The 19,942-nt window shown below is 48.3% G+C and carries 10 protein-coding genes; 4 read left to right on the top strand and 6 right to left on the bottom strand.

The genetic code is table 11. The features are described from left to right. Window positions 1–20: 20 nt before the first annotated feature. Window positions 21–2,024 carry an OmpA family protein gene (locus VF639_RS20365; protein ID WP_331147781.1) on the bottom strand — a complete coding sequence of 668 codons (2,004 nt, stop codon included), beginning with the start codon at window positions 2,022–2,024 and terminating at the stop codon, window positions 21–23. Window positions 2,025–2,357: 333 nt separating this feature from the next. On the opposite strand from VF639_RS20365, the gene lon reads away from it, so the two are divergent. The 4 genes from lon to VF639_RS20345 all read left to right on the top strand — a co-directional run bounded on the left by lon (window position 2,358) and on the right by VF639_RS20345 (window position 8,436). Next, a complete protein-coding gene (gene lon / locus VF639_RS20360; protein ID WP_331147780.1) occupies window positions 2,358–4,817 on the top strand; it encodes an endopeptidase La in 2,460 nt (819 codons plus the stop codon). A gap of 172 nt (window positions 4,818–4,989) precedes the next feature. Next, the gene (gene porQ / locus VF639_RS20355; protein WP_331147779.1) at window positions 4,990–6,051 is read left to right on the top strand and encodes a type IX secretion system protein PorQ; all 1,062 of its coding nucleotides are present in this window, start codon (window positions 4,990–4,992) and stop codon (window positions 6,049–6,051) included. Window positions 6,052–6,160: 109 nt separating this feature from the next. After that, a complete protein-coding gene (hslU, locus tag VF639_RS20350; RefSeq protein WP_331147778.1) occupies window positions 6,161–7,576 on the top strand; it encodes an ATP-dependent protease ATPase subunit HslU in 1,416 nt (471 codons plus the stop codon). A gap of 122 nt (window positions 7,577–7,698) precedes the next feature. Beyond that, a complete protein-coding gene (locus VF639_RS20345) occupies window positions 7,699–8,436 on the top strand; it encodes an SDR family NAD(P)-dependent oxidoreductase (protein ID WP_331147777.1) in 738 nt (245 codons plus the stop codon). Between the two features lie 53 nt (window positions 8,437–8,489). Here the strand turns inward: VF639_RS20345 and VF639_RS20340 are convergent, their stop codons facing one another. From VF639_RS20340 to VF639_RS20320, 5 genes are all read right to left on the bottom strand, one after another. Then, window positions 8,490–9,935 (bottom strand): RagB/SusD family nutrient uptake outer membrane protein, encoded by a 1,446-nt coding sequence (locus VF639_RS20340; protein WP_331147776.1) that lies wholly within the window; start codon window positions 9,933–9,935, stop codon window positions 8,490–8,492. Between the two features lie 20 nt (window positions 9,936–9,955). Continuing rightward, on the bottom strand, window positions 9,956–13,093 hold the full coding sequence (locus VF639_RS20335; protein WP_331147775.1) for a SusC/RagA family TonB-linked outer membrane protein: 3,138 nt from the start codon (window positions 13,091–13,093) through the stop codon (window positions 9,956–9,958). A gap of 417 nt (window positions 13,094–13,510) precedes the next feature. Further along, entirely contained in the window at window positions 13,511–13,912 is a 402-nt protein-coding gene (locus tag VF639_RS20330; RefSeq protein ID WP_331147774.1) for a hypothetical protein, read from the bottom strand. Window positions 13,913–13,981: 69 nt separating this feature from the next. Then, window positions 13,982–15,451 (bottom strand): SusD/RagB family nutrient-binding outer membrane lipoprotein, encoded by a 1,470-nt coding sequence (locus VF639_RS20325; protein ID WP_331147773.1) that lies wholly within the window; start codon window positions 15,449–15,451, stop codon window positions 13,982–13,984. Between the two features lie 19 nt (window positions 15,452–15,470). After that, window positions 15,471–18,626: a SusC/RagA family TonB-linked outer membrane protein gene (locus tag VF639_RS20320; protein ID WP_331147772.1), complete on the bottom strand. Its 3,156-nt coding sequence runs from the start codon at window positions 18,624–18,626 to the stop codon at window positions 15,471–15,473. Window positions 18,627–19,942 lie beyond the last annotated feature (1,316 nt).

The following is a 19,942-nucleotide window of genomic DNA, read 5'->3' as shown; positions in this document are numbered from 1 at the left end:
GGGCCAAGGCTTATGCTGTATCATTTCCAATCTGCTCCACCAGATTCTTTTTTGCCCTCATCTGGTTTTATCAGGCGGAATTCGACGCGGCGGTTGGTTTTGGCGTCTTCTTCGGTTACTTCCTCCTTCAGCGGTTTCGTGCTACCAAAGCCTTGGTTTTCGATGCGGTTGGGCTGTAGTTTTCCTTTTTGCTCGATATATCGTCGAATGGCTTCGGCTCGATCCTGCGAAAGTTTCTCGTTGAAATCCGGGTCGCCTTTCGAGTCGGTGTGGCCGGAGATGCTGAGGCGAAACTCCGGGTGGTCGACCATGAAGAGGGCAATTCGGTCGAGGGTAGGATGCATAGAGGTCCGAATGCCCGCCTTGTCTTGGTCGAACTCGATGTTTTTGAAAATCAGCGGCAAACCGTAGTCAATGGAGTTCGTCATGAGCTTCATGACGGTGTCGCCCTTCAGTTCAAACTTCTTTTCGACGCTGAAAAATTCGGGGCTCTGGATGAGCATCACGTAGTGCGAGCCTTCGATCAGGTCGAAGTCGAAAGAGCCATCGGGCCGAAGGTATTTGGCGGCTACTTCAATGCCATCGTCGGTATCAATAATAGTGACAATGCCGTTCAATGGCTTCTGCGAAACCGAATCAACTAGGGTGCCCTCGATGTGCGTGGTGGCCAGAGGCTGCGCCTCCATGGGCAACGGGAAGGAATAGAGGTCCAGGTTTTTCATGTCCTTTTCCTCAGACCGAGCATAATAGAGGTTCTGCGAGTCGGAGTCGATGGTGAAGTAGTACTCCGAACCTTTGCCGTTCACCAGCGGGCCAATGTTCTTGGGTTCCTGCCAGCGCCCTTTCACCCGATAGGTTTTATAAATGTCGAAGTCACCGTAGTTGAGCAGTTGCCCCCGCGACGAGAAATACAGCACGTTGTAGAGCGGGTGATAGAACGGGCTCACTTCACTTTCCCGCGTATTTACCACCGGACCCATGTTTTCGGCCTTTACCCACTGGTTGTTCTTGTTTTTGTAGGTGTACCAGATGTCGGATAAGCCAAAGCCCCCGAGCCGGTCGGAGGCAAAGTATAGGGTGTCTTCATTAAGCGAAAGCGTCGGCTGCGAATCCCAGGCCGACGAGTTCACGAAGGCGCCCAGGCTTTTGGGCACTGTCCATTGGCCATCCTTGAAGGTAGAGGTGAACAAGTCGCAGTTGCCGTGGCAACTCGGGCACTCGCACCGAGCAAAATAGATGGTCTTGCCATCTTTGGTGAAGCAGGCCGAGCCTTCGTTGTAAAGCGAGTTGATGGGCTTAGGCAACGGTTCGGCCTCGCTCCACATTTCGCCTTCCTTGCGCGACACATACAAGTCCTCGTCGATTACGCCATGAATGCCGCGCATTTTCCGCTTCGACGAAAAGAGCATCATCCCGGCTGTGGAATTCAACGTGGGACCATAGTCCTCGGCAGTCGAGTTGATGGCGTCGCCCATGTTGGTATATACCCCTTTCGGCGGCCGGAAAGCCACAATGCCCTTACGATACTCAACTAAGTTGTAGTACGTCTTCAGCGGAACGTAGAAATCAGCCGTTTTCTGCTCTAGTGAATCGTAGTAGAGCTGTATCTTCTTAATATCTTGGCGGTGGTGCTTAAGTGCGAGCCGGAAGTAGGCTTTTGCTACCTCTTCGTTGCCCGCTTTTTCCCAGAGCTGCGCTAGGCGCCAAAGCAGTGGCGTATCCTTGGCAAAGTTCTCGATGCCGAAGTTGCGGACATAGGCATCGAGCAACCCCCGGGCAGCAACGTAGTTACGCCGCTTTTCGGCCTTTTGAATAGCGCGGAGCTCCTTCTTATTTTCGTAGTAAGGAATCCGGTTGATGTTCGGAAAAACCGGGGTAGCATCGGGGCGTAGCCGAAGCTGCCGCATGGAGCGGGTTGAAAGCTTACGCTGCCGGAGAGGCGCCGTGCTTTTTTGCTGTGCCCACAGTACACCCGGCAATTCGAGCAACAACAGCAGTAAAAATGTACGTAGAGAGCGGAGCATAATAATAAATTGCGCCGGAGCCAGACGGCATAGCGCTAAAGCTCAAAAATAGGAATTTTCAGGTACTCGCGGCCTTATTCTTCCTATCAGGCAATTGCTGCCCTACTCTGCCGGACTGACGGGGTATAGGTGCGGCGAATCGGCCAGGGCCTGTCAAGGTACGATCAACGTAGCGTGGCACAACACTTGTCAAACTAGTATCTTCGGAAGTTAGCCTACGTATGAGCAAGGTCATCCAGTATGTTCCTGTCATTCTGGCACTGCCTTCTGCTCTTTGTTTTCTAACGTTGCTATGTCCGCTATTCCCCCCGCCTTTTCTTTGTTTTCTTATTGATGGCTAATAACCCCGCTGAAGTAGTATCCATTGTGGCAACCGATCCAGAGCATCCACTCGAGATGCAGGAAGCCCCCTCTACACTGCCTTTGTTGCCCGTACGTAATACAGTATTGTTTCCGGGCGTGGTGTTACCCGTCACTGTTACGCGCAAAAAAAGTGTGCGTTTGGTACGTAAGGCCTACCGTGGCGACAAGTTAGTGGGGGTAGTAGCCCAGAAAAACAATCAGCAAGATGACCCCGGCCTCTCCGACTTATATGAAGTTGGCACTATGGCCCGGATCCTGAAGCTGTTGGTGCTGCCTGATGGCAATACCACCATCATTATTCAAGGCCAGAGCCGCTTCCATATCGAGGAGCAAACCCAGGTTACGCCTTATCTCACGGCCCGGGTCAATTATTTTTCGGAAACGTTTCCTACCAAGAGCACCAAGGAGGTAAAAGGCTTGGTAGCATCTTTAAAGGATGCCGCCGCCAAGATGCTTCGGCTCAATCCTGAGATTCCGCAGGAAGCCCAAGTTGCCCTCGACAATATCGAGTCGCCGGCTTTCCTCACGCATTTTCTGAGCTCCAACATCAACGTAGAAGTAGGGCAGAAGCAGAAGCTGCTTGAAATCAACGACGGGGTAGAGCGCGGCACCCTGCTGCTGGAGATGATGATGAAAGAGATTCAGCACCTGGAAATCAAGCATGAAATCCAGAGCAAGGTGCATACCGACATCGATCAGCAGCAGCGCGACTATTTCCTGCGCCAGCAAATCAAAGTGCTGCAAGACGAGCTAGGGGGGTCGGAAGGCCCCGACCAGGATGTCGACAAATTTCGGCAGCGGGCCAAGCAGAAGCAGTGGCCCGAGGCCGTAGCCAAGCATTTCAGCAAAGAGCTTGATAAGCTGAGCCGCGTGAACCCGCAGGCCGCCGAATACCCGCTCACCGTCAACTACGTGGAATTCTTGCTCGACCTGCCTTGGGGCGAGCAAACCAAAGACAACTTCAATCTCAAGCGCACCCGCAAAATCTTGGATGCCGACCACTACGGTATGGAGAAGGTGAAGGAGCGCATTGTGGAATATCTGGCAGTACTCAAGCTCAAGCAGGATCTGAAAGCTCCGATTCTGTGCCTCTACGGCCCGCCCGGCGTGGGCAAAACCAGCTTAGGCCGCTCCATTGCCAAAGCTTTAGGCCGCAAGTATGTGCGCATGAGCTTGGGCGGCGTCCGCGACGAGGCCGAAATTCGGGGGCACCGTAAAACCTACGTGGGCGCCATGCCCGGCCGTATTATCTCGCAAATCAAGAAGGCGGGCGCTTCCAATCCCGTCATTGTGCTTGATGAAATTGATAAGCTCGCGTCTGATTTCCGTGGCGACCCATCGTCGGCGCTGCTGGAAGTCCTGGACCCCGAGCAGAACTCCACTTTCACCGACAACTATTTGGAAGTGGAGTACGACCTGAGCCGCGTGCTGTTTATTGCCACGGCCAACTCGCTTGATACCATTCAGCCCGCCCTGCGCGACCGAATGGAAATAATTGATCTGACCGGCTACACGCTGGAAGAGAAAAGCCAGATTGCCAAAAAGCACCTCTGGCCCAAACTGCTCACCGACCACGGCCTTAGCATCAAGGATGTAGCCATCACCACGCCGGCTTTGCAGCGCGTAATCGACGATTATACCCGCGAGTCGGGGGTGCGGAGTTTGGAGCGTAAGCTTGGGGCGGTAGTGCGCAACATTGCCAAGAGCAAGGCGATGAAAGAAGATTTCCCGGCTGCTCTCGAGCCCAAGGATATTGCCCGCATTCTCGGTCCCGCCATCTTCGACCGGGACATCTACCAAGACAACGAAACCGCCGGCGTTGTGACGGGTTTGGCCTGGACCTCGGTGGGTGGGGATATTCTGTTTATCGAAAGCCTGCTGAGCCGGGGCCGGGGCAAGCTCACGCTGTCAGGCCAGCTCGGCGATGTGATGAAGGAATCAGCCATTACGGCGCTGAGTTATTTGCGCAGTCGGGCCGAGGAACTTGGCATTGATTACCGCCTCTTCGACCAGTACGATCTGCACATTCACTTCCCCGAAGGCGCCGTGCCCAAAGATGGCCCGAGCGCCGGCATTGCCATATTCACCAGCATCGCTTCGGTGTTCACGCAGCGCAAAATTCGCAGCCACCTGGCTATGACTGGCGAAATCACCTTGCGTGGCAAGGTCCTGCCCGTGGGAGGCATTAAGGAGAAGATCCTGGCCGCGAAGCGTGCTGGCATTCGCGACATTATTTTGTGCAGTAAAAACCGGAAAGACATCCTTGAAATCTCAACTGAATACCTCAAGGATGTGACCATACACTACGCGGACCGGATAGACGAGGTACTGAAAGTGGCTTTGCTAAACGAGTTGGTTGAGCATCCCCTGAAACTGGTCGTCCGCGACGAGCCTATAGCCGCTTCAGCGCCGAGCGTAGAAGTGCAGTAAATATTGTTTTCAGGTGCTTGTTGCTGGTTTTATGGTCGTGCGGAAGATCTGTGAGCAAGAGAAACCGAAACCAGCAACAAGCAACCAGAAACTCGTTTTTATGATGCGCAATAAAACGCTGTGGTAAGCGTCTTAGCTCGGTAATACTTCTCAAACGCCGTATCTTGCTTTTATGATTCGACTGCTACATTGCCGAGCTATTGCTATTTTATCTGTTGGGTTAGGAATGGGAATTGCCCCGGTAGCAACCGCTCAGATTGGGGGGCAGCAAGCCTTTTCCTTTCTGAATTTGCCTCCCGGCGCCAAAACTGCTGCTTTAGGTGGGGTCAATGTATCGTCCCGCGATTCCGACCCTACCATGTTCCTAAGCAATCCGGCGCTGCTCAACGCTGAAATGGAAGGTCGGTTGGCCTTAAGCTTCGTTGATTACCTCTCCGATATCAAGCAAAGCACCGCAGCCTATGCATTCAAAACTGAGAAGGCAGGCCGCTTTGGGGTCGGCCTGAGCTATCTTAGTTATGGCGACTTTCAGCAATATGATGCGGCCGGTAATGCGCTTGGCGAGTTCTCGGTAAACGAATACGCCTTAAGCGTCGCCGATTCTTATACTCAGGGCAATTTCACCTTGGCTGGTACGGCCCGGCTGGCTGTATCCGGTATTTCCGGTAATCATTCAGTAGCAACCTTGGCTGATGTGGGCGCCGTGTTCAAGCACCCGGAACAGGATTTCACAGTAGGCTTGGCGGCGCGCAACATCGGTTATCAGCTTAGGCCCTATGCGGGTGCGGACCGGGAACCCATGCCGCTCGACGTGCAAATTGGCGCTTCCATCAAGCCCGAGCACATGCCGCTGCGCTTCTCTATCACTGCGCATCACCTTCAGCAACTTGATATAGTATATCTGGACCCTAACCAGCGCGGCCAAATCGGCGAAGACGGCCAGGAAATCAAGAAGAAGAAATCGCTCGGTGACAAGATTGCTCGTCATTTCGCGGTAGGAGGGGAGTTGATTCTAGGTAAAAATTTGAACGTCCGCCTAGGATATAATCACTTACAACGCCGTGAACTGCGTTTAGATAACACAAGCGGGGGAGCCGGCGTCTCTTTTGGGGTGATGTTGCGTATCAGTCAATTCCAGCTCGATTACACGCGCGCCGGCTTACACGCCAGCGGGGCCGCGAACTACTTCACCGTAGCCCGCAACCTGAACACCCTGTTCACTAAAAAGCAGTAGCCTGCGGGGGTATTTACTGGTCGAGCTTTTTGTTTTGTAAGCATAGCGCTCTGTTCAGCACCAAGCGAAACAGAATGCTGTTCTATTCTTTTGTTGAAGCTCTTTTTCTATGCTTGATTCCAGCAGCTTTCTTACCCCGGCTCAGATTGTGGCCGAGCTTGATAAGTACATTATTGGTCAGCACGAAGCCAAGCGCCATGTGGCCATTGCCCTCCGTAACCGGTGGCGCCGCTTGCATGCCCCCGCGGATATGCAGCGCGAAATCGTGCCCAACAACATCCTGATGATAGGCTCGACGGGCGTCGGTAAAACAGAAATTGCCCGCCGTCTGGCGGCTATTGCCGATGCTCCTTTCACCAAAGTCGAGGCCTCTAAGTTTACGGAAGTGGGCTACGTAGGCCGTGACGTAGAAAGTATGGTGCGCGACTTAGTGGAGCAGTCGGTGAACCAAGTAAAGCAGCGCCGTAAGGAAGCGGTGAAAGCACAGGCTGCGCAAGCCGTGGAAGACCTGATTCTGGACGCCTTGATTCCCCCCGTTAGCAGTGCCGGCGCCGTGAGCAAAACCTCTGTTGGCTTCGGCGGCCTAACCGATGGATCCACGGTGCCTGATTCCGATTACGAACTGAATGAGCGCACTCGTGAAAAGTTCCGCGAGAAAATCCGCAACGGCGAGCTAGACGACCGAAAGATTGAAATCAAAGTGCAGCAAGGCGGCGCCCCTGGTATCGGGGTAGTAGGCGGCGCCCCCGGCATGGACGAGGCCTCCTTGGCGGGCCTGCAGGATATGCTAGGTTCCATGCTCCCGAAGAAAACCCGGAAGCGTAAAGTCACTATTGCCGAAGCCCGCAAAATCCTGCTCGACGAGGAAGCCGCCAAACTCATCGACATGGATGAAGTGAAAGACGAAGCCATTCGGCAAGCCGAAAATGCCGGCATCATCTTCATCGACGAAATCGATAAGGTAGCTAGCCGCAGCGGCAAAGGCGGCGGTGGCCCCGACGTAAGCCGCGAAGGGGTGCAGCGCGACTTACTACCCATTGTAGAAGGATCGGCAGTTAGCACCAAGTATGGCGTCATCAACACCGACCACATCCTGTTCATTGCCGCCGGTGCCTTCCACGTCGCTAAGCCCTCCGACCTGATTCCGGAGTTGCAGGGCCGTTTCCCCATTCGGGTGGAACTTCAAAGCCTGACGAAAGATGATTTCTTCCGCATTCTGAAAGATCCCAAAAATGCCCTCACCAAGCAGTATGAAGCCTTGCTGCAAGCCGAGGAAGTGTTTTTGAGTTTCGAGGATTCAGCACTGGAGCGACTTGCAGAAATTGCCTTTGAAGTGAATGCAGAGGTTGAGAATATTGGCGCTCGTCGTTTGCACACCGTCATGAGCCGCTTGCTCAACGACATCCTCTTCGATGTTCCTGACCTCATCGGCCCCAATGCCCGCATCCTTATCACCCGCGAGCTGGTTGACGAGCGTCTGCAAAGCATGGTTCGCAACCGCGACGTGTCGCAGTATATCCTCTAAGAGTACTTCACTGAAGTAGTAACACAGGTGATGCCGTTCAACGGCAAGTTGAATCTCCGCGTATCTAGTGCGGGGCTTCTTCTTGCCATTGCACGGCATCACCTGTTTTACTTTTCTTACGGATGTACTACTACATCATCACCGGAGCAAGCCGCGGGCTTGGCAAGGCGCTGGCCGAAACCGTTTTAAGTCAGCCTGATACGCGCGTACTCGGCGTCTCGCGCCACGCCACCATTCAGCACGAACGGTACCAGCACCAGCCTTTAGATCTGTCAGATATTACCGCAGTCGAAAACAACCTGCACAAGGTGTTTCCAACGTGCCCTAACGCTACCAGCATTACCTTGATCAACAATGCTGCCGTTCTAGGTGACATTGGCTACTTAGGCGAGCATAAAAACGAGCATTTCGAGTTCGTCTTCAGCGTCAACGTAATTGCGCCCGCCATGCTGATGAACATGTTCCTGAGTGCTTACAGCGGGCAAACCAGCATTCCGCGTACCATCCTCAACATCAGCAGCGGGGCTGCCCAGCGTGCCGTCGATGGGTGGGGAGCCTACAGCGCCTCGAAAGCCGCCCTCGACGCACTGACGCGTACCGCCCAAAAAGAGCAAGACCTGCGTGGCTCCGGCATCCGCTTACGCAGCTTATCTCCTGGGGTGCTGGATACAACCATGCAGGAGCACATTCGCGGTGCTGATGTAAATAGCTTTAGTGAGGCGGCCCGATTTGCTGGTTTGTATTCGCAGGGGAAACTAGTGAAGCCAGAAGAAGTAGCGGAGAAGGTAGTGGCTTGGCTGCAGAGGCCATTGGTAGCAGGAGAAGAGATAGTGCTAAGATTGGAGAGTCTTGATACCTAAACCCTCATAGCAAAAGACCCCTAGCTAATTAGCTAAGGGTCTTTTGCTATGAGTTAATTATAACCTTCGTTTTGAACTAAGTTAGGATTCTGCTGAATTTCTCTCAACGGAATGGGAAGAACCAATTTTTGACTTCCATAAGGTTGTGCCGCTGCTGATCCACGAGCAGGAACACCTTGTTTGTTCCGAAGTAAGTCATATAAACGATGACCTTCGAATGCTAATTCTAAACGACGCTCAAGTAAAATAGCGTTTAGTAATTGGTCGGGGGTCGTGAAAGTGCCAACCGCATATGGAGTAGTTGACCGACCACGAACCTGATTAAGCAAAGCAAAAGCATCAGCATTTACTGTATTTGTAGTTCGAACCAATGACTCAGCACGATTTAAGAGAACTTCCGGATAACGTGAAATGGGAACCCAGTCCGCTGATGCAGCTCCTGCTATACCTCCAAACTTCAAAGTATAATATTGGTTGTTTGAAGCTGACCTAGTTGTTAATAAGGTACGCCTTAAGTCAGTTGCAGGAAACTGTGACGTAGGAATATTTATGTACGGAGTTATTGTGATGTCACTCCGGGCGCCAGTGGCACCGTAGTGCTGCCCAATAGCATTATTAGTATTAGGATTGTCTGCACTATTCATAGCAACCGAGAATATAGATTCGCTAGTAGAAAAAGTGCGGAAGGGAGTCAGAGGAGAAGGATTAAGTGCATGACGGCCACCAGTAATAACTTCGCCGGCTAAGCGACCTGCTCCGGAATAATCTCCTTTATAAAGAGCTACTCGCGAGAGTAATGCCCGAGCAGCGTCTTTTGTTGCCCGTCCTGTCTTGTTGAAATTTGTAGTGTACGTTTCGGGTAAATTATTGATGGCGTCGTTTAAGTCAGTTTCTATCTGAGTATAAACCTCAGCTACAGTTGCTCTAGAAAGATTCTGACCAGTTTCAAATGCCGAGTTAGCATCGGGAGCTACTAACTGAATCGGAATTCCTAGATGAGAAGCTCCAGCCGTGTAGTTGTAAGGCTGAGCAAACAGATTTACGAGATGGAACATGGTAAGGGCACGAATGTATTTACCTTCACCAGTATACTGCGCTTCTAAGTCCGCAGGTGCTATCCCTGGGTGAGCCTGCAACTGTTGCAAAAAGAAATTTACGGCATATATTGTACGATATCCTCCTTGCCAAGCAAGCTGAACAGTGGCATCTCCTGCTAAATAAGTGGAGTTGGATATAGTGCCAAAGTAAGCAGCAGGATCAGTGTCATCGGAGCGAACATCAGAGTAAATCAAGGCTCTGCCGCCCAAAAACTCTGCATTTTGAAGCCCATCATACATGCCTAGTGCCGAACTGGCTATTCGAGCAGGAGTGCTGTAGCCTTCCTCTGTTGTGAATGCAGCAGGTGGTTCCTGATCTAGAACTTTATCACAACTTGACGTGGTAGCTAGGAACAGTGCACCTAGTGCTACCTTCCAAAGCAAATTTGATTTACAAATCATGGAGTTTGAGCAAAAAGAAATTAGATGCCAATGTTTACACCAAAAGTGTAACTGCGTGGCTGTGGTACTGAACGGTTATCTATGCCGTAACCAATATTACCAGTAGTTGTATTCCGGTTCGAGTTTACTTCAGGGTCCGTTCCTTTATAGCCTGTAAAGACGTAGGCATTCTGTACTAAAACGTAAACGTTCACATTATTCAACCCACCTAACGTTGTTAACACTTGCTTAGGTAAGTTGTAGCCAAGTCTAACTTGGCGTAGGCGCAAGAAGTCACCCTTCTCCAACCAGCGAGTTGATGCTTGAGTCGAGATATTGTCTTGTAATACCAGTTTAGGAATATCTGTTTGGTCACCAGGCTGAGTCCAACGGTCTTTTATCTCGTTCAAGTTGTTGTTGAGGGAGTTCGTCAGCAGTCCAGCTCGCGTGGCATTATAAATAAGATTGCCACCGCTGTATTGTAGGAATACACCAAGCTCTAGCCCTTTCCAAGCGAATGTGTTATCAAAACCGCCATACATAGTAGGATAGCCGCTCTTCTTTGTATACTTGAAGTCGGCAGCTCCTATAGCAGTAGTAGGCTCACCACCAAGAGTGCTCCATGTAAGTGTAGAGGCATTATACTGCTTGATGTTGCCGTCTTTGTCGTAAAACTGAGCATTACCATTGTCAGAATTCACGCCGGCCCATTCAGGTAGATAGTATACAGCAACAGATTTGCCGATACCAGCGCGTTGAACACCTTGTATAAGATCAGTTGGGGTAGCTAAAGCTATAACTCGGTTCTTAGTTACCGAAAAGTTCAATTGGGAAGTCCATGAAAAGCCATTTTCAAGACGAACGTTGACTGTATTGAACGACGCCTCAACGCCACGGTTGTACATCTCACCAACGTTCCTTGAAACTGATCCACCTGGAAGACCTGTTGTTAAAAGGACAGGTGCATTCAGTAATAAACCATCAATTCTGGTGTTATACCAGTCAAATGTAAAACCTATGCGGTCTTTCAGTACAGAAAGATCAAGCCCTATATCAAACTTCTTAGATGTTTCCCATTGTAAGCTTGGGTTACCAACTTGAGTGATACTTAAACCGTTAACATCGGCGTACTGCCCACCACCTATCGTCGTAACTGATGCATAATTTCCGATTCCACTTGAGTTACCTACTAAGCCATAGCTTGCACGAACCTTTAGGTCACCTACTTGGTCGATAGGATCCATGAAGTTCTCCTCTGAAATACGCCAAGCTACCGAACCAGCTGGAAATGTACCACGTTGATTTGCCACACCAAAGCGTGAATCTGCATCATTGCGAATTGTGAAAGATGCATAATATTTATTAGCAAAAGAGTAGTTAGCGCGACCAAAATATGACTGAAAGCCACGAGCGTACCTACTACCACCCCCAATGAAAGTACCCGCATACAGACCGTCGAGAATATCCTTATACTTAGGGTCGACAAAGTTCTCAGCTGGCGTATAGATTTGTCGCTGTTTTTCTTCTTGATACTCAACACCAGCAGTTAGGTTGACGGTATGGAGTTCACCAAATGTTTTGTCATAATTGGCATAGTTTTGCCAGTTCCATAAGGTTTGATCCAAGCGGTTATCCTGCACTAATCCATTATAGGAGCGGCCTAAACCAGAGATTAGAGGGCTGCTGTATTGGTCCTCGAAATTGTCGAAATAGTCAATACCTATTTTTGAGGTGAATTTGAGGCCAGCTAGGGGCTCAATTGTTAAATATCCGTTAGCTAGAATGCGTTGCGTTGTATTGTTGTTACGCTGTAACTCAGTTACAGCAACAGGATGATTATAGTTATTTAATACATACTGAGTTAAGTTATTGCCATTTCCTAAGTTGCCAGCTGAGTTTAGGTAATAAGTGCCGTCGGGATTATAGATTGGTAAGTTGGGAGGGGCATTATATCCAGCTAGCGTAACGCCAGCTAGATATCCATCAGTCAATAAGCCGTTATTGAGAGTTTTAGAGTAGCTACTACTCACGCCACCCTTCAACCATTTCTTAGGAGTAACGTCCACATTCAGACGAGCCGAGCCACGCCGCAAACGATTATTAGTTAAAATCCCTTTTTGATCTGTCCAATTGCCTGAAGCATAGTAGTTTGCTAATTCAGTGCCACCTGACAATGCTACTTGGTAGTCCTGTTGAAGACCCTTTTGGAATATTTGATCCATCCAGTTTGTACGATCAGGTACCCCATCACCATCTACATCGATATCACGAGCAATAACTGCAGTAGGGTATTGAGTAGGACGAGCGGCATTAGCGTTAGCCGCCTTTTCATTCTGAATGGTAATAAAATCATCACCGTTCAAAAGGTCGGGAACCCTAGTAGGTTCTTGAAAACCAACATAGGAATTAAAGGATAAGCGGTTCTGACCAGCCTTACCACGTTTTGTAGTTATCAATATAACACCATTTGACGCTCGCGAACCATAAATAGCTGCTGCTGCTGCGTCTTTAAGGACATCTATTGACTGGATATCATTCGGATTGATATCAGCTAGTGGATTGTAGCGAGTACCGTTGCCGCCATTAAATACGTTAGCATTCGTCAAAGCATTCAATGGAACACCATCTACTACGAATAATGGTTGCGAACTATTGGAAAGGGAATTTACTCCTCGAATACGAATCGCAACACCATCAGCAAGAGTACCACCTGGATTCGTAATTTGAACGCCAGCAGCACGACCTGTCAAAGCCTGATCAAAGCTTTGTACAGGTTGGTTCAGCAATTTTTCCTCAGTTACTCTGCTTTGAGAACCTGTAATGTCCTTGACATCTTGCGATCCTCCATAGCCAGTAACAACAACTTCGCTTAGTGCCTTAGTGTCACTACCCAAGCCAATATTAATCTGGCTCTCACTACCTATGGCTCTTTCTTGCTGAACAAAGCCCACAGAGCTAAAAACTAATATTCCTCCTGTAGCAGGAGCACTTAGCGTAAATGTACCATCAGAATTTGTTGATACACCGTTTGTAGTACCTTTTAATAGTACCGTTACGCCCGGAAGCCCTTCTCCAGTTTGACGATCGGTTACTCTACCCGAAATGCTTCGGTCTTGTGCCGATACCTGCTGCAACAGGCCGACCATGAGTACAGGACTCATGAGTAAGGTTTTGTTCATGAAAAAAGATGTGAAAGTGAAAGAGAAAGTGCTACGTCAGAGAGTTGGTGAGTGAGTTGAATTCACAATTTATAACCATAATTTGAATTTAATGGGAGATACAATAAAAATTTTTCAATACATATTGGTATTATAACTGTTGATTTAAAATAACTAGTAGTTGTTCTTGCGGCGCTAATATGAATAATTAGTGCAGTATAAATAAGGGATATGTGTAAGTACACCGCACACATTCCTATGTAGATTGCAGCCAAACATGATTTAGAACAGCGTCTACTAACACGCGTGTAGCTACATGATTTTGTGCAAAACACATAAAAGAAGCGCCAGCTGAACAGCTGGCGCTTCTTGAAGATTTAGCTAATAATAAGCCGCTTCTTTCTAATCTTCGGCTTGGTTGTTACGTGGTAAGGTTTCTTAAGCAGTTATTACAGCTGTAAAAAAACGGGTTACTACACTACCGTCAGGTAGCGTTGCATCTATTTGGAAGCTGTAGGAGCCGACCAAGGTACCTGTCGTCCTTACGGATGTAGCAGGCACATTAAGAGTAGCAAAACCATCAGCTACAGACAGAGGACCTAAAACCACGGACCCCCCTGTATAACGGCTTGTAACCCGAACACTAGTAGCACCAGGAGCTGCAATCTTCAATACAATACTGCCAGCGGACCGATAGCTAGCGGTGATTTTGTCGATATTATCATCAAAGATGATTTGGGTTTGAGGTGTTACCCGAAAGTTCTCTTCTTCTTTTTCGCAGCTGGTTAGAGCTATAACTGTTACTAAAAGCAACAGTATATTGTAAATGAATTTTTTCATGTATTAAAGCTTGTTGAGAGGAGAAAGGTGGCCCTTGAGTTGCTGTAGGCTCCCATGGGGCAACAATTACTAACGGCCTGGATCCCAGAAGACGGAAGGAACTGTTAAATCGGTCCGTGCGGGTGTATTCGTTGGATTAGACACGCGCTCCAGATCTGAATAAGGCAGAACACGCGGAATCTGCGGAACAGCAGCATTAGCGGCAACCGACAGGGCAGGAAAGCCGGTGCGGCGCCAATCAGTCCAAGGCTCCACTGCTACGCCAAAGTTCGCTACGAACTTTTCCTCAATTATTGTTCTTAGCAGCCCAGTAGTAGCAATCTGAGCGGGTATTCTTGCTAAGTAAGCATCTGCGTCAGCAGCGGATACTTCTGCCATCGTCATAGAAGCGCGGATGCCTGCGTTCAAAGCAGTTACAGCCTCAGTTGTATTACCTGTGCGTTGGAAATATTCAGCACGAATAAAGTTATACTCGGCGAAGGTCAGCATCCGAATAGGAGCTGCACCAGTGTACGTGATGGCAGTGCCTGTGGTGGTAGCAGCGCCACGGAGGAAGGTATGAATACGTGAGAAAGACGTGCTAACTCCGTTTGTTCCAGTACCGTTAACGGCGCCGGTGTACTGTTGTCCACTTGACGGAAATACAGTGAAATAAGAAGCCCGGCGAGGGTCTACTTTACCATTCATTAGATTAACAATCGTCGCACTCGGGAAAATCTGGTTGGGACGACGAAGATCAAACTGGTGAATAGGATTCTCGTTGTTTGATACAGCAGCAAAAGTTAACTGAAAATTATCAGCATTACTGGTCATAAAGTCGGCTGCTCCCTGTCCAAGCAGCGTTGCAATGCTGCTGGAGGCAGTAGCTGATACCTTCGGATAGTAATGCAAGTACAGTCGCAGTTTAAGCGTATTTGCAAACTTTTTCCATTTGGTTAGATCACCCCCATAAATCAGGTCGTCGGCACCAAGTGTAAGTTCCGATGTCTTACCCAGATCCTCAATACCTGAGTCGATGAGAGTAATAAGTCCAGTATATACGTCTGTGGAGCCGTTGTAAGTCGGCTGAACGTTGGTAGCGAACTTAAGGGCTTCAGTATAAGGGATGTCTCCCCAGCTGTCCGTTGTAATACCATACAAATAAGCTTGCATGATCTTACTGATACCTGCGTATTGCGGACTGGTAGCCTGTGTCTGATCAATCAGTTTCTGGAGGTCAGCTAGTCCGCCTCCGTAAATCCCGGCACGCCACACATTGTTGACATCTGTAGCGGTAATGTTGTAGCGGTCATATTCGGCGCCTTGAATGCCACCTCCTCCCTGTCCAGCAAATTGCTGAACAAACAGGAGGCTAAAGCGGCTAATATCAGACCCCATCTGAAAGCCTAGATGACTTTCGGCGGCCACTAATACGTTAGGTGCTGGAGCAACCAGCACTGCATTAGGACTCTGGTTCACGTCTAGAAAATCGTCGCAAGCGCTCAGCAACCCTAATGAGGCTGTAAATGCAACGTATTTAGTAAAGCGGAAGAAGCGCATGTTGTCTAAGGTTAAGCAATTAGAAAGTGAGGCGAATTGAAGCGCCGTACGTACGTGACTGAGGCAAGGCGTTGAATTCTAGGCCCTGTGAATTGCTTTGACCCTGGGCGTTAACTTCTGGGTCAATATGAGGCACGTTAGGCGCATACAGGAATACATTGCGAGCGTTTAAGCTCAGCTCTACATTGCCCAAGAACGTTTTGTCAGTCAGTGTTTTAGGTAGCGAGTAAGTTAAAGCTACCTCACGCAGACGAATCCAGGAAGCATCAAACACAACAAGCTCGGCTTTACCAAACCCGTAGAGGTCTTCGAAATAATCCTCGGCAGTAATCTGAACGTTATTGGGCGCGAAGCTTCCGTCGGCCTGTGCAATTACTCCTTTGATAACATATACATTATCGCGGTCGGCGGTTTCTTTAGCAGCACCCTGACGACGCATGTCACTCACGTTACGTGAGATGATGTCGCCACCATAGCGAATATCTAAAAGGGTATTGAGGGTTAAGCCTTTGAAAGAAAAAGTGTTGGTAATACCACCTGTCCATTGCGGGTTTGGGTCACCAACAATCTGGTTATCCAATGCCAATTGAGTGCGTCCTTGAGGAGTCAGCAACAGGTCACCCTGGGGTGAGCGTTGGAACACAGATCCGAATAGTACGCCATAAGGTTGCTTAGCAATCAGGCGGGTGCTAGGTGATGTGAAACCACCCAAAGTAATCTGATCTACGCCAGGAGCCAACGATACAACGCGGTTACGGATTCGTGTCCAGTTGATCGAATTGCTGTATGTGAAACCACCAATCTTCACAGGAGTTGAGGTAATAAGCAGTTCTATTCCTTTGGCTTCTGATTTACCAATATTCTGGAATATATTGGTAAAGCCAGAAGCGCCAGCAACCGGTACCTGGAAGATAATGTCCTTGCTCTGTTGATTATAAATGGTGCCTTCTAGACCCAAGCGGCCACTAAAGAAACTTAAATCAACACCAGCCTCGTACGTAGTTGTGAATTCCGGACCCAAATTAGGGTTGCCCCCCACGTTACCCAACGACTGCCCTAGCTGACCACGGAATGGAAAGTTGATTGCGGGGCCAAAGCCGTCTGAAGGGTTGTTGGTAGAAGCAAAGTAAGTATCCGTAGAATATACTGGCGCTTCACGACCTACTGTAGCGGCAGCACCTCTGAGTTTGCCTGAAGTAAAGATTTTATTGTCTTTTAAGCTTGGTATAGCTTCAGTGAAGACAAAGCTAAGAGATGCGCCAGGGTAGAAATACGACCGGTTCTCTTTACTGAAGGTGGAAGAATAATCGTTACGACCAGTCAGGCCAAGAAATACAAAGTCTTTATACCCAACATTCAAATCACCATAGAAACCAATCAGTCGGGTTTGGGTTCTGAGACCGAAAGGAATGAAAGTTCTGGTATTGGTGATATTATCGAATCCACGGACCTGGATGTCACTTCCAGTTACGCCCACGTCGTTATCACGGCGCTGGTTGATTTCGTTACCTAAAAGGAGGCGCAAATTCAGATCCTCGTTGATGTTGTGCTTCAGCGTTAAGTTCAAATAAGAACTAAGCTCCCGACGAGTATACGTCTCGTCTCGGATGTTGCCGATAAGGGTTGGGTTTGTACTAGCAATACTTGTTCCCCGGCTGTCGCGGGCATTAACCTGCTTGATTTCTTGAACGTACGTATCAGTACCGAGTTTATAATCCAATGACAGCCATTCGGTGAAATCGTAGCCTATGCTGACGTTGCCAACGATGCGGTTGACCTCATCGTTGTAACGGTTGTTTTTGATCGTCCATAATGGGTTATCATCATTGCTATACCACGTATTGCTTGGAATGGCAGAGCCTCCTGCAGCATTTAGAACCTGTTGTCCACCATTTGGTAGCTCAAACGGGTACTTGTTCACGTCGTAGCTACGCGGCAAGAACCAAGTTCGAAAAAAAGGATTAGATAGCTGGTTACCCTGTGGAGTGCGCTTAGAAACGCTGTTAGAGAAAATCACGTTTACCCCTGTGCGCAGCTTCTCCGTTAGTTGCGCATTACCGTTGAAAGTTACGGTATTACGCTTCAGGTCATTATTATCTAATACTCCTACTTCATGTAAGTTGCCATAGGAGGCAAAATAGCGAGTACGCTCGGTAGCTCCCGACAGAGAAACGTTATTCTGGAAGTTGGAGCCCGTTTTAAAGATATTCTCGATAACATCAGGGTTGATAGTCAATTCTTCCTGTTCACCACGAAAGTTGGTAACTGTCTGACCTGTAACGCGCGGCCCCCATGAGCCCTGAGCTATATTGTTGAAGTTGCCCCGGTTGCCTTGACCGTAAATGTTCTGATAGTCAGGTAAACGACCTACTTTAACTATGTTATAGTTCGAGGTTACATTTATGGATTGCTTCTTAGAGCCTAGCGTTGCACCTCTTTTCGTGGTAATGAGAATAGCACCGGAAGCGGCGCGCGAGCCATAAAGTACAGCTGCCGCTGGACCTTTCAGGATAGATACAGTTTCAATATCATCTTGGTTGATGTCGATAGCCCGGTTGGAATTGGACACACCACCTTGTAGAGCGTTAGTACCACCACCGTTATCGATAGGAATTCCATCAACTACGAACAGAGGCTGGTTGCTACCATTGAATGTGGTTAGACCACGAATGAAAATATTCGAGGATGAGCCAACCATGCCGTTCGAAGCCTGGACTCGTACACCTGCCACTTTACCAGCCAGCGAGTTTACCACGTTAGTCTGGCGAGCTTGTGTAAGCTCTTCGGCTTTCACTTGAGACACAGAAAATCCCAACGACTTCTTTTGTGCCTCTTGCCCTAAAGCCGTTACCACAACTTCGCTCAACTGCTTGGAATCAGTTGCAAGACCGATGTTGAGGGTTGTTTCAGTGCCAAGTGCACGCTCTACTGAAATATAGCCAACCGAACTAAAAACAAGAGTACCGCCGTTGGCAGGCACGTTGCCTAAGTTGAAGCTGCCATCCGAATTAGTAGACACCCCATTTGTAGTGCCTTTTAGCAGAACGGTTACACCAGGTAAGCCCTCGCCTGTTTGCCGGTCTGTAACTTTCCCGGAGATACTACGGTCCTGTGCTGCAACTTGCTGTGACAAGCCAACCATGAGTATGGAACTCATGAGTAATGTTTTATTCATGTAAAAAACTTGAAAGTGAATATTATTAAATTTGCTTTCGTTGAAAAGTGCTACGGTTTGTAATCACAAATTACACCCAATATTTGAATACCTTTCATTTACAAGGGCAATAAAATTACCTCTGGTCTTTATTGACATATACTTTATATTTTAAATAATAATATTTTAAATTATAAGGAGAATATTCATATAAAATCTGATTAATTGATCTGACTTATATCCTTTTTTTGAATATTCTACCTTGTTTTAAAGTTTTACTAACTATAATCATGAAGTAACTACGTAATGACAATTATGCCTTGATGGTCTGTTCTCACTATGTGACAAGTAAAACGTAGTAATTGCATTAATTTAAGTCCTTGACTCACAGCATTATGAATGGACATATCCACACGGGGGGGTGTAGCAGTTATTTAGGCTCAATTAGTGATAATAGTGCCGGTAGTTCATTGCTCTGTTTTTGCAGCCCTCCTACTTCAGTCAATTTATAACAGTATAGGGCCACTTTTTAGTAATATAATACTAAGTTAAACAGCTGAAATTTTGCTTTAAAGGTTGAATGCTGCCCAAAATTTAGCAATACAAGTCTCAATAGAGGTTAACAGAATTAAGAAATTGTGTTGTTAAAACAGGTTTGTTTGTGAATAATAGTTTGATTAAATCTTTTAATCTCGCTGTATAACTCAAGTCGCTACGTGGCGATATAAAGACAGTAGAAGAGAGTATTGTTTTTGGCTCTGTACAATTCTCTAAAAGCTGGACAGTTTTACGAGGAAGTTATAAAGCAAATTCAATTAGGGTTGCAGGTAAGGGTTTTGTCAAAATAGGGCAAGTGTTTGCCTTTCAAGATTTGATGAGAGTAGCGATGATTGTAGTAGATGAAGCAGACGTTGAGTTACTGGCGGAAGTGCTGGCCGTTGGGGTCGGGTTGAGATGATCTATTCCCACTTCACAGAGCGCCAGAGGCGTTAGATGAAGGTGTTGTCAGTGGCAGGGCTGATCTGGCAGTCGGGATAGGGCCTGCTCAGAGGGCTGGCTGGTAAACAGGCTGCTGATTGAAATTGAAGACAAATGGAGCCAGTTGTCGGGCTAGCGCCGTGTGCAGGCCATCAGGCAAAAGCCCAGACCTGTCGTGTTGCTCAAATCTCAATTGAGCACGGCGAATAGATAGAAAAAAGCCTTTGTTTATAGGTACGTGTGATGTCGGCTTTCAACAATTTGTTGTGCTGGGGGCACATAATACCCGCTCGCGCACCAGGTATGGGTGGCACGTGACACTCTTAGCCCGCACCGGCAGGTATAGTGTGAGGCAACAT

Origin of the sequence: Hymenobacter sp. (assembly GCF_036387835.1) — a bacterium.
Taxonomy (GTDB): Bacteria; Bacteroidota; Bacteroidia; order Cytophagales; family Hymenobacteraceae; genus Hymenobacter.
This window is presented reverse-complemented; position numbering and strand designations above follow the sequence as displayed.

Coding starts and splice junctions, on each gene's coding strand:
- porQ (WP_331147779.1), top strand. CDS start 4,990: ATGATTCGACTGCTACATTGCCGAGCTATTGCTATTTTATCTGTTGGG.
- VF639_RS20330 (WP_331147774.1), bottom strand. CDS start 13,912: ATGAAAAAATTCATTTACAATATACTGTTGCTTTTAGTAACAGTTATA.
- VF639_RS20340 (WP_331147776.1), bottom strand. CDS start 9,935: ATGATTTGTAAATCAAATTTGCTTTGGAAGGTAGCACTAGGTGCACTG.
- VF639_RS20335 (WP_331147775.1), bottom strand. CDS start 13,093: ATGAACAAAACCTTACTCATGAGTCCTGTACTCATGGTCGGCCTGTTG.
- VF639_RS20320 (WP_331147772.1), bottom strand. CDS start 18,626: ATGAATAAAACATTACTCATGAGTTCCATACTCATGGTTGGCTTGTCA.
- VF639_RS20325 (WP_331147773.1), bottom strand. CDS start 15,451: ATGCGCTTCTTCCGCTTTACTAAATACGTTGCATTTACAGCCTCATTA.
- VF639_RS20365 (WP_331147781.1), bottom strand. CDS start 2,024: ATGCTCCGCTCTCTACGTACATTTTTACTGCTGTTGTTGCTCGAATTG.
- VF639_RS20345 (WP_331147777.1), top strand. CDS start 7,699: ATGTACTACTACATCATCACCGGAGCAAGCCGCGGGCTTGGCAAGGCG.
- hslU (WP_331147778.1), top strand. CDS start 6,161: ATGCTTGATTCCAGCAGCTTTCTTACCCCGGCTCAGATTGTGGCCGAG.
- lon (WP_331147780.1), top strand. CDS start 2,358: ATGGCTAATAACCCCGCTGAAGTAGTATCCATTGTGGCAACCGATCCA.